Origin of the sequence: Membranihabitans marinus (assembly GCF_019802045.1) — a bacterium.
Classification (GTDB): Bacteria; Bacteroidota; Bacteroidia; order Chitinophagales; family Saprospiraceae; genus Membranihabitans; species Membranihabitans marinus_A.
The window spans coordinates 83,283-98,984 of record NZ_JAHVHU010000014.1; the positions used below are offsets into that span (position 1 = coordinate 83,283).

The following is a 15,702-nucleotide window of genomic DNA, read 5'->3' on the forward strand; positions in this document are numbered from 1 at the left end:
GCCATGAAAACGTGCAGGGCAGAACGCTTTCATATTGTCTTATTAATATTTCTCACTGTTGGGTTTGTTGTCTCATTGAAATAAGCGCCATTGTATTCGCAACACTCAGTGGGAAGTTGTTATTTTCTACCGGTTTGGTTCACCATATTATTTTCTGATACCTTATAATAGATGATTTACCAATTGAAATCAGCGAGTTTATTACATCTGTGCCATCGAAAGTTTTTTTTTCTAATATACGGGGGTTTTTTTACAACAAATGAAATTCTATAGAGTGTATCCTAAAAAAATATAAAAATATAACATATTGTTTTAGGGGGTGGGCCATTTTAAAGTGCCCTTAAAATAGATATGGATTGATCTACCATGCTTTGATGCCTGAATAACACAGCAAATAAAGGATGTCAGACTAGTTTATTCTAAAGTTTGATCAAGCTCGGTCTGTGTGATTTATAGAATTGAGTCATCCGGATGAGCCCAACAGGTTGGTCCCGATCCATCTGTTGCGACCTCAGGTGGTGGGTTGATTTTTGCCAGAAGACAGGAATTGCAATGAGATTTCATTGCGTATTATCAATTGAAATACTAATTTTTTATGAAAAATGCTCTACCCAGTTTAAACCACCCTGGTCACAGTGAGTCACACCGAATCACCAGAAAAAACGGCAGCTTCAAGAAAATGCAGGTATATGCCGTGCTTGCCCTTTTGGCATTTGTTTTTGGAGGTCATCAGCCTATTTTTGCTTCCAAAGCACCGGATCCTCTGCGACTTATGGCGCATAATGAAGATCCTGTGGAACATGCAAATACATCATCAGTACTTGCTGAAATAAATGGAACCGTGACTGGATCTACGGGTGAACCATTGATCGGAGTAAATATCCAGGTGAAGGGGACGACCAAAGGCTCCACGACCGATTTTGACGGAAGGTATTCCATTGAAGCGGGAATGGCAGATACGCTGATGTTTTCTTACATCGGATATAAGATGCAAATGGTGCCGGTCGATAACCGGACGACGATTGATGTGATGATGATGGAGGATGCATCGAGATTGGATGAGGTTATTGTCGTCGCATACGGGACTTCGACCAAAGGATCATATACTGGGGCAGCTTCGGTGATCGATCAAAAAGAAATAGAGGATGTGCCCAGCACCACCTTTCAAAATGCATTGGCCGGTAAAGCACCTGGTGTTCAGGTGGCTTCATCGAGTGGTCAGGCGGGAGCCACTACCAGTATTCGAATTCGGGGAATAGGTTCTATGAATGCATCCAACGAACCATTGTATGTAATTGACGGAGTACCGGTCTCCTCTGGGAATGCCGGTCAATTAAGCGATTACGTTTATGCATCGAACAACGTAATGAATTCCATAAATCCTTCGGACATTGCTTCCATCACCATATTAAAAGATGCCGCTGCTTCTTCACTTTATGGATCCCGGGCAGCGAATGGTGTTGTTCTTATAACGACCAAAAAAGGCAAATTGGGTAAGCCGAAAATTACATTGCGGTCATCGGTAGGGTTTACGCCTTCTTGGGCGACCGACAATTACGAGCCTGCCGGTACCCAACAGAATGTCAATATGCTGTACAGGGTATTTCATGACTACAATACAGGAAGAGATAAATCTCTGGAGCAGGCCAATTCGGATGCGCTCCGCAGGCTCAATGTCAAATTTAACAAACACGGGTATTATTTTGAAACGGACGGTCTGGGAGTTGCTGAGAATGTTAATATAAGAGGAATGACGGATGGTATGGTCAATCGGGAAGGCACCTATTTTGATTGGGAGGACGCTCTTTTTCGGACAGGGACTTTCAATACCAATGATATTTCTGTAAGTGGCGGTGATGAGAATACGAGATACTATTCCTCGTTGTCTTATACAAAAGATCAGAACAGGATCAAGGTGAATGGGTATGACCGGATTACTGGACGGGTCAATCTTTCGCAAAAAATAGGAAAACGGATTGATTTTATTTCCAATATTAATATCTCCAGTAGTAAATTATCGGGGTACAATGACACCAGGAACCTGAGCAGTAATTATTATCTGCAAACCCGGAACTTACTATGGGGGTTGTATTGGCCGACCGATTACAAGACAGGAGAACCCTGGACTGCCCGCTATGGTAGTTATGGACGGAACAATGTTTACTATGATAATGAATGGGACAATAGTGGTCGAACACTTCGAATCTCCCCGCATGAAACCGTGATCATTAACATCCTGCCTGAACTGAACCTTAAATCGGTCTTTTCGTATGATAATACGAGGACAAAGGATCACATCTACTACAGTGCCAACCATTTTAACGGTTCCAATTCAAATGGGACCGTGTCAGAATTATCAACTACTTCTACGAAGTTAGTATCGTCCACAACATTAAATTACGATAAGTTTTTTGGTAATCATCGAATTGGACTTCTTGGTGGATTTGAAGCAGAGAAAAACAACACCGATTTCCAGCGTTCTACAGGGAACGATTTGCCTTCCAGTGCATTGCCTACCGTAGCTACTGCGGGTGAATTGGATGCATCTGCTTATTCATGGGGCAATGCGATACAGTCCTTCTTATCAAGAGCAGAATATAATTATGATGAAAAATATTATGCATCTGCTTCCTTCCGCAGGGATGGTTCTTCCAGATTGGGACCGGAAACACGTTGGGGAAACTTTTATTCTGTGGCTGGGTCCTGGCGATTGGATCGGGAAGACTTTATGCAAAATGCGTCGGTAATCAGCGCTTTGCGTTTGCGGGCTTCCTATGGGGTGAACGGAACATTGCCTTCCACGAACTTTGGATGGCGATCACTCACAGGGTATGGGAACAGCTATGTGGAACAAGCAGGTGGAGGAATCAGTACCATTGCAGATGCCAATCTGACCTGGGAAACAAATTATACGACGGATGTTGCACTGGAATACGGGTTGTTTGAGCAGCGATTGTATGGCACGATCGAATACTTTAGCCGCGATTCCAGAGATCTTCTACAAAGTGTTCCCATTTCCAGAGTGACGGGTTTTAGCTCTACGCTCAAAAATGTTGGCGAAATTAATAACCGGGGGGTGGAGCTATCTCTGGGAGGTGATATATTGAACACCAGCGAAGTGCGATGGAGTGCCAATATAAATGCCTCTTTTATAAGCTCCAAGGTGACTAAACTATATAGGGGTGAAGGCGAAGAGACAGGAGCTGATATTATATGGTATGATCCCACGGGGTCAGATTCCCGTGCACAGTTTATATATAGAGAAGGAGAGCCCACCCTGGCGTTTTATGGATATGAGTGGGCTGGTGTTGATCCGGAGAATGGGAAGAATACCTGGTATGTCAATGATCCGAACGATCCATCAGCTGGCGAGTTTTTGTTCAATGGACGGGGAGCTTCGTACAACTTCAGAGATGCCAATCGCATTATTACCGGCAACGGAACGCCAAAGGTGTTTGGCGGGTTAAATTCGGACGTAGAATACAAAGGCATTGCACTAGGGTTGAACTTTATTTATAAAATCGGGGGCGATCTGTATGATGGTGCTTCCAAAGATGTGATTGATGATGGTTATTACTGGGAAAGAATCAGAGCCCAATATGAATACGATAATATGTGGACGGTCGAAAATCCAAATGGCAGTTTGCCCAAATTGAGTGGATTTGATCCGACGGATGCCATTCAATTTAGTAGCAGAAACTTATATGATGCCAGTTTTTTGCGACTCAAGAATGTCACTCTTTCCTATAATTTACCCACCGCTTTTGTGAATAGAGCCGGAATTTCTAACACGCGTATTTATTTTAACGGGAGTAACCTGCTCACTTTTTCCAAATACCCCCTCGCTGATCCTGAAGTGAATCAATATTCAACGAGAGGATGGGAGACCCCCTATGGGAAGACGTACACCTTCGGTGTGGAATTAAGTTTTTAAACGATAAAAGAATAATAATGAAATCAATAAAAATACTTTTAGCAGTTTTTCTTTTAACCGGATTGGTGGCGTGCGATGAGGACTTCCTCGATGTGAAGCCTACTAATTCGGGCGATTCAGAAACCTCGATTCAGACACCAGCTGATGCGGAGGTGATTATCAACGGACTGATGAGTAAAATGCGAAGCTCTGCGTATTACGGGAGAAATTTTATCATGTATGCCAATGCCAAAGGCGGGGACTTAACGATATTTTCTCAGGGACGAGGACTTGATGGCTTGTATACTTTTAATCACTCTGCCACGACAGGTTCCTATTCCGGATATTGGAATCAAATATACCATTGTATTCTACAGGCCAACAGTATTCTAGAAAGCATAGAGAAGCTTCAGTCGGAAGGCAGTACCGGTGATTTTGATGAATCAAAAGGACAGGCCTTGACCGCGCGGGCTTTGATGTACTTTGATTTGGTCCGTTTGTACGGGGAGCCTTATTCAGAAGATAAATCTGCATTGGGGGTTCCCAATGTCGTCAAGCCATTGGATGCCTCTGCTCAGCCCCTGAGAGCTACCGTGGAAGAAAATTACAACCAGATTCTTGCAGACCTGCAAACAGCTGCTCCATTAATGTCAAAATCAAAATCGAATGGCTATTTGAATTATTATGCCAATCTGGCTATGCAAGCAAGAGTGAATTTGTATATGGGCAACCATACAGAGGCACTAGCTGCGGCGGAAGAAATCATTAATTCGGGAGAATATTCACTTTATTCGAACAATGAATGGGTCGACTCCTGGACGATGCAGTTTGGATCTGAGTCCATATTTGAACTTGCGATTTTGCCTACTGAAGGAGATTTGGGCACCTCCAGTCTTGGCTTTTACCTAAGGCGTAAGGGACATGGATCGGGGAGTGCTGCCGGATGGTTTATGGCCAGTGATTATTTCCTTGACCGTTTGGGTGAGGACCCGGAAGATGTCCGATGGGGTGTCATGAGTTATGACGAAGTATCGGAAGATCATTTGGGCGCAAGTTACAAATACAGTGGAAGTACTGATTTGGTGGGCGATGGAAAAAGTACAGGAACGGCTGTTAATATCAAGGTGATCCGTCTTTCAGAGATTTATCTGATCGCAGCTGAAGCCGCACTACCAGTGGATAAGGGGTTGGCCGCCGACTATCTGAATGAGATCAGGAAGCGTTCTCCGAGTCTGGACCCGGCCACTGAAAGTACTATAAGTGTGGATATGATACTGGATGAAAGAAGCAAAGAACTTTTTACCGAAGGGCATCGTTTTTTTGATATGATGCGGCTGAACAAATCGATCACCTACAATGATGATCTCGGCGGAATTGCGGTCACAAATCGTGATAAAACGATAGACCGGAGCTTTTATAAAACCATTTTACCCATTTCCCAGTCCGAAATTAATGCAAACCCCGACATTGAAAAACAGCAAAATCCGGGATATTAGTGAAGGAGATCTAAAGCAAAGAATGCCAAGAAATCGGGCTGAGTCCATAAATTTAACACTTACGCTTAGGGGATAACCGGTTTTGACGTGCCTTATACTATGAAAGCCCATAGGAGGGGTTTTTTCAAAGGTAGAAAAGAAATGAATAAAAAGTCGTTTAGAGAGTTAGCTGAAAAAATAACTGCCGGGGTTGCGACGGATACAGAAATAGCACTGTTCAATGAATGGTATGAATCTTTTCAGGGTAATGAAAAGGTGTGGTCTGTTGAAGAAATGGGGGACAGTCAGGAAGTTGAGGCAGAACTGCTTCGCAGCATTAACCAGCGAATCGGTGGAGATGCCCACAGATCATCCTGGGTTGAGATGAACCGTGTTGCTGCAGCAGTAATAGTATTACTTACGGCGTTGGGAGGCTATTTTTGGTATTCATCAGGACAGACCATCTCCGAATCAGAGGTCATGTCGGATCTGGAGATTCGTAATGATGTGGAACCAGGAAAAGAAAAAGCAATTCTGACTTTGGGAGATGGTACAGAAATAATGCTGGATGAAGCAAAACAAGGACTTTTAGCGTATGAGGGGAATGCATCCGTCAAAAAATCAGAGAAAGGTCTGATTGTCTACCGACCGGATACCCAGCTTTCACAACCCTCGGCTCAGGAGGATAAACCACTTGTGTACAATGCCATCTCCACACCCAGGGGTGGAAAATATAAAGTGATGTTGCCGGATGAAACCGAGGTATGGCTTAACGCCATGTCATCCATTCGGTTTCCTACACAATTTGCTGAAGATGTCCGGGAAGTTGAGATTACAGGTGAAGTGTATTTCGACGTGGCAAGCGATGCATCAAAACCTTTTTTAGTGCGATCAGCGGATCAAATAGTGAAAGTGCTGGGAACCCAATTTAATATTAAAGCCTATTCCGACGAGGAATCCATACAAACTACGTTAGTAGAAGGAGCAGTGTTGGTGGAAGTGGCAGATGAACATGTGCGAATCAAGCCTGGCGAGCAGGTGGTGAATCCGGCAAGTTCCCCCCTGCAAGTTGTACCAGCCGATGTGGAACAAGTGATTGCGTGGAAAAATGGTCTGTTTCAGTTTTGGGATACCAATCTGAAAGATGTCATGCGTCAGCTAGCCAGGTGGTATGATGTCGAAGTAACTTACCTCGGTGAACAGAATGAAATCGCATTTACAGGTTTTATTTCAAGGGATGTAACGATTTCCAATGTGCTCCAGATGCTGGAGGAGGCTTCTTCAGTGAAATTTGGCGTAGAGGGGAAACAAGTGATCGTAAAAACGGAAATGTAGCCTTTAAAAAATAAAAGATTAATTAACTCAGAAAAGCATGCTCTATAATGTGAGCGTATAGTGAAAAAAAACCGCAGCAGGTCCATTGATAGGGCGTGGAAATTCTTTCTATGGAGCCTGGCGCGGTAACTAATGCAACAAACGATCGTGTATCGTTCATTAAACATCTAAATATTGTAAAAATATGAAAAATATTTTACGCAGTAGGTATGGAACTTTCAAAAATGAAGGAGGCCGTATTTCTTCGAGAATTTGGAATTCAAAATTCCTGAGAATCATGAAACTTGTGACTGTAATTATGTTGGCCATGTGTGTGCACTTAAGTGCAATCAACGCAGAAGCACAGTTTGTCACACTGCACGAACAGAATACTGAATTGGGTAAAGTTTTCCTGAAAATCCGAAAACAAACCGGGTTTAATTTTCTGTTTAATACCCAGATTATGAAAGAGGCACGGCCGGTAACCGTGACCATTGAAAATTTACCGCTCGAAGAAGCGCTGGATGCAATTTTTGAGGAACAACCCTTGACCTATTCTATTATTGACCAGACGATCGTGATCAAAAAATTCAGCCCGGAAACAAAGCGTTCCAGTTCTGACATTGGGACAGCGCCGGCGTCATTACCCCGGATAGAGAGCCCGAAAGCTTTCTTGGCAGAAGTTACCGGAACAGTGTCGGATCAGTCTGGTGAACCGCTGATCGGTGTCAACATCCAGGTCAAAGGAACGACGCGAGGAACCACCACGGATTTTGATGGAGCTTTTGCTATAGAAGCAGGTTTGCAGGATACGTTGATATTCTCATATATAGGATATCGTCGTCTGATCGAACCAGTGAATGGTCGGACTACCATTAATGTAAGTATGACCATGGAAATGGCAGAGCTTGAAGAGCTGATCGTCGTCGGTTATGGTAAGCAGAAAAAGAGTGATGTAACAGGATCTGTGACCAATGTAAACGTGGAAGCTCTGGAGAGCCGGCCAAGCGCTGATCTGGGTCGCGGACTTCAGGGGCTGGTTCCCGGACTTTCTGTGCGGGTACCCAGCGGAGAAGTAGGGTCTGATCCTTTGATGCGAATCCGGGGCTTTATCGGTTCCATCCAGGGATCGAGTCAGCCGTTGATCCTGGTCGATAATGTCGAAATACCGAGTATCCAAATGATTAATCCCAATGATGTTGAAAGTATTACGGTATTAAAAGATGCTGCTTCCAGTTCGATATACGGATCCAAAGCGGCTTTTGGTGTCATTCTGATAACGACGAAAAAAGGATCTGACACAGAGGGAATAAAACTGAACTACTCCAATAATTTCTCCTGGCAAAATCCTTTTAAGAAAATTGAAATTGCAGGGATTGATGGATTACAATATACGCTGGATGCGCATAAAAACATGAAAGCCAGCGGTCCGGCCGGGGGATTTTGGCGTGTAAATGACGAAAGTATGGAGCGCATCCGTGCCTGGGATGAAAAATACGGCAGTTCCGTGGATCCCTTCGATCCCATGGTCTATGGGCGGGATTGGTACTATGATGGGGCGGACAAATTCGGGGTTCGGATATATGACCCGGTCGATGCAATGATCCGAAAAAATGCCTTCACACAGAATCATAATTTGTCGCTCAATGGACGGTCAAATAAAACAACCTATAATGGAAGTTTTAGTTACCTCGGTCAACAAGGAATGATGAAGCCGGCAAAGCACGATGATTTTACAAGATTTACCGGTAAACTAAATGTATCTACAGAAGTGAATGACTTTTTGACGGTGCGGGGAGGTGCTTTGTATTCGGATCGAAACAAGCGATATGCGAATTCTATTACCGGATTTGTAGCTGATCCATGGTTGTATTTATATCGATGGAGCCGATTGTTTCCGACCGGTGTTAAAGAACATGGTGAAGAGATCAGAGATCCATACTGGGATACTAAAAATGCCAATACGGCCAACCAGGCCCGAAAATACCTGAATCTGAATTTTGGTACGACCATTGATCTTTCGGACAACTGGAATATTGTAGCAGATTATACCTTTGATACCAGACAGAACTCCACCAATTCCTCCGTACCTACACGGACAGCACGGGAGCCCTGGTACACGCCGATAGCTTGGAATGATGAGAATGGGGATCGGATCTATGTCGATGAAGATGGAAATCCCACCGAAACCGGTGGAGATCCTGCCTATAGACTGCCCTTGGTGAATTATATTAATAAAGACCGGAGTAACATTTACCAGTATACACAGCAATTACAACGTCATACGGTAAATGCTTATACGACCTATAATCTGGATTTGAGCGAGATCAATAAGTTCAAATTTACACTGGGGACCAACATGGTGAGTAATGAGTGGTACAGCCATTGGGGACGAAAAACCAACCTAATCAACAATGATAACCCTCAATATGATCTGGCCGTAGGCACTGAAACGACAGGAGGAGGTACCAATTGGGATTCTCAACTGGGCTACTTTGGTCGGATAAATTATGCTTTTGCCAGCAAGTATTTGCTGGAGGCCAATCTGCGCTACGATGGGACCTCCAAGTTCCCAACTGATCTAAGATGGCGCTGGTTCCCTTCATTCTCAGCGGGATGGGTGTTAAGCAATGAAGACTTTATGCAAGGCATCCAGGATGCTGTGACCTATGCCAAATTCCGTGGATCGTGGGGTTCGATCGGTGATCAATCCGTATCCAACAGCCTCTATCTTTCTACCATGGGAGTTGGTAAAAATTCCTGGTTGAACAGCTCCGGTGATCAGTTTTTCCAATTGGGTACACCGAATGCTATATCTGAGGGAATTACCTGGCAGGACATTGCTACGCTCAACCTGGGTGTCGATTTACGCTTTTTGTATAATAAACTGGGCGTGGAATTTGATTGGTTCGAGCGAAAAACCAATAATATGATTATCGCAGGTGATGCTTTGCCAGCCACATATGGTACATCAGCACCACAAGGAAATTATGGCAATTTAAAAACCCACGGTTGGGAACTGGCTCTCGATTTCAATCATCGGTTTGACAATGGTTTAGGCATCAATATGATGGCAAACTTGTCCAACGCTGTAACTGATATCACGAAAGCGGCAGACTATAAAATCCCTTACGAAGATCGTCGAATTGACAATACCTTTACCACAGGTAAACGATACGGTGATATATATGGATACGTGACCGATCGACTGTATCAGCAGGATGATTTTGTGTACGATGAAGACGGAAAGTTTGTTCAGGAAACGATCGTGTGGGAAGGAACCGCTAAAACGACTAACAAATTGGCTGGTGAAAATCCCATCTATCAAACCAATTTCGAAGATGGAAATCAGATCCTTCTGATCAGCCCGGGTGACGTCAAATTTGTGGATGTGGATGGTGACGGTTACATTACGAGTGGAAAAGGGACCAATGGAGATCCAGGAGACCGGGTGATTATCGGAAACGTTTTACCACAGTATGAATATGGAATGCGGATTGCCCTGGATTACAAATCCTTTGATTTTTCTGTGATGGGACAAGGTGTAGGCAAACGTAAAATGTGGGGTTCTGGTCAGTTGGCCATTCCAGGTTTTCACGTGAAGGATGGAGCTATGCCTCAGGCGATAGCTGAGGATTATTGGACACCTGAAAACACGGATGCTTTCTATCCAAGAGCCTGGAACTTAGGCGGATCCAACTCCGGATTTGTGATGCGGCCGCAGACCCGATACCTGTTGAATATGGCCTATTTCCGAATCAAAAACATCACCTTGGGATACAATATCCCTGCACGGGTTCTCAGTGGGTTGAAAATGGAACAGGCCCGGGTGTATATTTCGCTCGAAAATATGATCACCTTCGATAAACTGCGCGGATTGCCGATTGATCCGGAAGAGATTTCAGGCCATTCCATCCTGAGCAATAACTACAACCTGGGACGTACCGGAACGGGTAATCCGACCTTTAAGATTGCATCTGTAGGGGTCAATATTTCACTTTAAAAATTAGATTCATGAAAACTATATATTCATTAGTAATAGTATGTGCAGCCATTATCATGATTGGGTGCGAAGATTTTTTGGACCGACCGCCACTCACGAATCTCAATGATGAGACCGCCTGGAATACGGAAGAGAATGTGAGACTGTATGCCAATAAATATTACACTTCTTTTTTTCCGGGATACGGCGCTGGGTGGAGTACCTCCGGAGCAGCGTTGATGGGATACCGGTTCAGTGACGACGTATTTCAGCTGGGCAATCAGGGTAACTTTGGACGACAAGTACCGAATAGTGGGATCTGGAGCATGTCGCTGGTTCGCTCTATAAACATCATGATTGACCGGGTCGAAAATAAAATGCAGGATGTATTATCTCAGGAAGCATACAATCACTGGATGGGGATCGGCCGGTTTTTTCGAGGACTTGAATATGCCAGCCTCGTGCGTGCTTACGGAGATGTTCCTTATTACGATCACGTGGTGAGCGATATAGATTTGGATGACTTGTACAAACCACGTACACCGCGGGATGAAGTGATGGATGCGGTATATGATGATTTAAAATTTGCACTTGAAAATGTACGTCGGTCAGATGGTGATCAATACGTCAACCGGTATGTGGTAGCTGGATTTGCATCCAGAGCTGCCCTTCAGGAAGGATCCTGGCAAAAGTACTACTATGGAAATAATGAACGAGCAAAGAAATTTTTCGAACTCGCCGAGGAGGCTGCGGCCTTCCTTATCAATAGTGGTAAGTACAACATCAGTTCAGAATTCAGAGCTTTGTTTACTTCAGATAACCTGGCAGGGAATGATGAGGTGGTATTTTACCGTCATTATGATCCTGCCGTAAACGTATTGCATGCCATCGCCAGCTACAATAACCTGTCGGAATCTGTGGCCTTCGGACCTACTACCGATCTGATCAAATCCTTCATCTGCGTGGATGGACAGGCGTGGCAAAACTCCACATTGTCAAATGCCGAAGACTTTACACTGGATTCTATGTTGCAGACGAGAGATCCCCGATTGGAAGCGACCTTTTATGATCATCCTTCCATCCAGAACCGGGCATCTTACTGGTATATCAATAAATTTTTGCCCAGAAGTGTAGCTAAAAGTGTCGAAGCCGGTAACGCACCACCGCCTGAGTTTACCAGTAACAAAAATGAAATCGATTATCCTGTTTTCAGGTATTCTGAAGCGCTGTTGAACTGGATCGAGGCCAAAGCAGAGCTGGAGACCCTGGGTGCGGGGAGCGTTACGCAGGGAGATATTGATCAATCGATTAATAGCATCAGAAGCCGTCCATTGGCGCCCGAAGCCATAGAGCTCGGTGTGCAAAAAACGGCCCCTATGAATCTGGCTCTTCTACCTGATGATCCCAATCGTGATCCCGACGTTCCTGCATTATTGTGGGAAATTCGAAGAGAGCGTAGAATGGAATTTGCTTTTGAATACGGCCGCTTTGCGGATCTGGAGCGCTGGAGCAAATTAGAATACATGGATACTGATAAGAACGAAGACTTGCTTTCGGGTGGCTGGGTAAATTTCCCCTCCGAGTTACCGAGTGAATTGGTACCCGGAAACGAAGGTGAAATAGCTGTCATTACAAAGGATCATGAAGTGGTTATTTACGATGGATCCAATGGGGACCAAATGAAAGGATTTTATCAAAGTACGGAGACCGGAGATCGACTGCCATTTTTGGATATACCAAATGTGAACCCCTATCTGAGTCCGGTGGGTAAAACCCAAATGGATGATTATGAGAGCAAAGGGTATAAGTTAGAACAAACCCAGGGCTGGCCGCAAAATTGATTCATGAATCAGATCGTATAAAGAATAAAACATATAAAAATGATAAAGATTATATCAAAATACTGGGTACTTGCTGCATTTGCCATACTGGTATCTTCGATTTCTTGTGAAAAAGATTTTCCTCAAAATATCGAATCGCCGGATGGTGTTTTACTGAAGTCCATTTCAATTGTGAATGCCGGGGCAGATGGAAACCAAGTCATTCCAGGTGAAATCGATGAGGTGCAGAAAACAGTTTCATTCCCGCGGTTGGATACCCTCACTGATTTCTCGAATTTGAAATTCGAAGCAGAAATGTCCGATGGTGCGATGCTTGACAAGGAATCGTATGAGGTAGATTTTGAAGAAGGTGCTGCATCGAAAACAATCATCGTAAAAGTAGTTAATAATAAACGATTCCGGGAGTACCTGGTGACAATTCGCTTGCTTATTCCTGTGTTCGGAGCTGATTTTACGAGTCCTGTCATTTATGATAATACCAACAATGACCAGGGAAATCCGATCTATCCCTCTTTCGTTTCTTTGCTGACCAGAGGAACTGGGTTTGATGGTGAACACGTACTTATCGTGACCCGACACGAGCTGGGATCGCATCTGCTTAGCGTAGAAGATCTGCGGCAAAATAAAGTGGAGCCAATACCCCTGAACCTCACCGGTGTAAGTGGAGGAACCTTTCCGATAAATGTGGGTGCCCAAGTGAATGGACATACCTATATCGCGAACTTGTCAGGTGGACACGCGTCCCCGTTTAAAATTTACCACTGGACAGATCCGTCTGCAGAACCCGAAGTGATTGCGGACATCAATACCGGAGAAATTCCGGAGCTGGGTAGCCGTCATGGTGATAATATGTCTGCGAATCTTGATGAAGATGGAAACGGATACTTCTACTTTGGCGACAATGCCGTGACAACGATATTGCGGCTGACGGTAACCAACTATACCACCATCTCAGACCCTGTCGTTTTGCCCAATGCATTTGGATCTTCTTTTGTCATGTCCTTTAATCAAATAGGGAATGGAGACAACTATTTGTTTACGGGCTATGATGCACCGATAAGGGTCGCTAATGAATCCGCGGATGTGTCATATTCATTAAGTAATGATGCCGTCCCGATCCGTGGGTGTGATGCCAGAATCGTAAACTTTAATGGGGAACGATATCTAATTATGACCACAGCAGCGCGAAGTGGATCGGATCCGGTCGTATTGTATGTGTATGATATTACAAAAGGCAAAGATGCAGTGGAAGCACTCCAGATTTTTGACGAAAGAGCGGACAAGTCTCCCATTTATCAATACTCCCTATTGGGTCCTGCTAACCCGGCACCCGGGACACAGTCGGGATGGCACATCACCAAGGACGCTGAAGGAAATGACGAAAAATTGACACTGTATGGTGCTTCAGCGAATGCAGGTTTTGTCGTCATAGATTTTCCTAAAAAGAAAAGTGACTAAATCTGAGTATTCAACTTGACCTCTACGAAAAGAGGAACTTAATACGAGAAATTTTATTTCTATGATAAATCAACTGGTTCGGCTGGGCATTTTGATTCTGATGATCTATTGCCTTAATTCCTGTTCAAAAGATGAAATGCCTGTGCCTGAGCCACCCGTAGAGGAACCTACTCTACTTTATCCTAAAAAAGAGATGCGTGGTGTCTGGATGGCCACCGTTTGGGGATTGGATTGGCCGCAGGGAAATTACGATGTAGAAACGCAGAAGAAGCTCTATACCGATTATCTCGATCAGTTCGAGCAGCTCAATATTAATGCCATTTTCTTTCAGGTTAAGGGGATGGGCGATGCGTTTTATGATTCCCCTTACGAACCATGGAGTGCAAATATAACCGGTACGAGAGGGATGGATCCTGGTTATGATCTATTGACCTTTCTGATTGATGAAGCACATGAACGAAATATTGAATTTCATGCCTGGATGAATCCCTACCGGATTGCAACCCGGGCCGGAGCAGGCAACAGTTATCCCGCTTTGCATCCTTCTGTAAAACCAGAGTGGGTAGTGAGTCATGAGAAAATACAAATATACAATCCCGCGTTGCCTGAAGTGCGGCAGCGCCTGGTCGATATTGTGAAGGATATGATCACAAAATTTGATGTCGATGGGATTCATTTTGATGATTATTTTTACCCTTCCCCCTCGGCTGCCGGACAAATGAAGTCGGATCAGGCCGATTATGAAAAATACGGGTCGGAGTATTCCTCCATTGAAGATTTTCGCAGAGCCAATGTAGACAAGGCCATTAAAGGCGTCTACGATATTATAGTGGAAACCAAGCCAGAAGTTGTGTTTTCGGTAGCTCCTGCGCCCAGCCACAACTATAATTACAATACGCTCTTTGCTGATGTTCGCAAATGGTGTAAAGAAGGGTGGCTCGATCTGGTCATACCACAACTTTATCAGGAAATAGGGAACCCCTACAATGATTTTCAAGCAAATCTTAGTTGGTGGACCCAATACAGCTATGAAACGACCTTGATGGTCGGGCATGGCTATTATAAATTTGGTGCCCCCAGTGCACCGGCAGCTTTCCAGTCCACGAAGGAGCTCGCCGATCAATTTGAATTGACTCGGCGGAATAGAAAATCGGTCGGAAATGTATTGTATAGCGCCCAATACATTCCTCGGAATAATATCGGAATTACAGATCGACTCGCTGGGATATTTGAGCGGCCTTCGGTGATTCCATTCATGGGCCGAAGTGTTTTAGCTGAACCGAAGCCTGCAACCAATGTGCGTGTGGAGGGAAATACCTTAAAATGGAATACCTCTGGACCCGTTCGCTCGGTCGTATATTATTTTTCTGACTTGGAGAAGCAAGGTCAGGTCATTGCTGTCACAGAAAAGGATGAATTGGACATCACTTCTTCAGGGTACTATAGTGTATCTGTCATAGATGCTGAAAACAAAGAAAGCGAACCATCCGAAGTCGTAGAAAATTAAAGGTTCCGCGGTAATACCACGAAAGTTTGAGGGAAAAGGTTTGTCATTCTTTTCATAACCACCAGTGTTTTAATCTGAATAGGCTATACTTGTCTGCGTATAATATGCAATGAATCAATTGCTTAATTTCCAAACTTGGGCATATTACATAGCCCACTTATGGGGGAGGTTTGACTTTTGATTTATACAGTATCCTCGGGGCAGAGCCCTCC

The 15,702-nt window shown here is 44.2% G+C and carries 7 protein-coding genes; all 7 read left to right on the forward strand.

All coding sequences use genetic code 11. The annotated features are described in order from the left end of the window. Window positions 1-595 precede the first annotated feature (595 nt). The 7 genes from KUV50_RS14815 to KUV50_RS14845 all read left to right on the forward strand — a co-directional run bounded on the left by KUV50_RS14815 (window position 596) and on the right by KUV50_RS14845 (window position 15,490). Window positions 596-3,934, forward strand: a complete 3,339-nt coding sequence (locus KUV50_RS14815; protein ID WP_222580957.1) for a SusC/RagA family TonB-linked outer membrane protein — start codon at window positions 596-598, stop codon at window positions 3,932-3,934. A 17-nt stretch (window positions 3,935-3,951) separates the two neighbouring features. Then, complete coding sequence (locus KUV50_RS14820) at window positions 3,952-5,409, forward strand: RagB/SusD family nutrient uptake outer membrane protein (RefSeq protein WP_222580958.1); 1,458 nt, start codon at window positions 3,952-3,954, stop codon at window positions 5,407-5,409. A gap of 141 nt (window positions 5,410-5,550) precedes the next feature. Beyond that, on the forward strand, window positions 5,551-6,723 hold the full coding sequence (locus KUV50_RS14825) for a FecR family protein (protein WP_222580959.1): 1,173 nt from the start codon (window positions 5,551-5,553) through the stop codon (window positions 6,721-6,723). A gap of 277 nt (window positions 6,724-7,000) precedes the next feature. Beyond that, on the forward strand, window positions 7,001-10,705 hold the full coding sequence (locus KUV50_RS14830) for a TonB-dependent receptor (RefSeq protein ID WP_222580960.1): 3,705 nt from the start codon (window positions 7,001-7,003) through the stop codon (window positions 10,703-10,705). Window positions 10,706-10,716: 11 nt separating this feature from the next. Next, window positions 10,717-12,525 (forward strand): RagB/SusD family nutrient uptake outer membrane protein, encoded by a 1,809-nt coding sequence (locus tag KUV50_RS14835; protein WP_222580961.1) that lies wholly within the window; start codon window positions 10,717-10,719, stop codon window positions 12,523-12,525. A gap of 39 nt (window positions 12,526-12,564) precedes the next feature. Continuing rightward, window positions 12,565-13,983 (forward strand): DUF4623 domain-containing protein, encoded by a 1,419-nt coding sequence (locus tag KUV50_RS14840; protein WP_222580962.1) that lies wholly within the window; start codon window positions 12,565-12,567, stop codon window positions 13,981-13,983. Window positions 13,984-14,044: 61 nt separating this feature from the next. Continuing rightward, window positions 14,045-15,490: a glycoside hydrolase family 10 protein gene (locus tag KUV50_RS14845; protein ID WP_222580963.1), complete on the forward strand. Its 1,446-nt coding sequence runs from the start codon at window positions 14,045-14,047 to the stop codon at window positions 15,488-15,490. Window positions 15,491-15,702 lie beyond the last annotated feature (212 nt).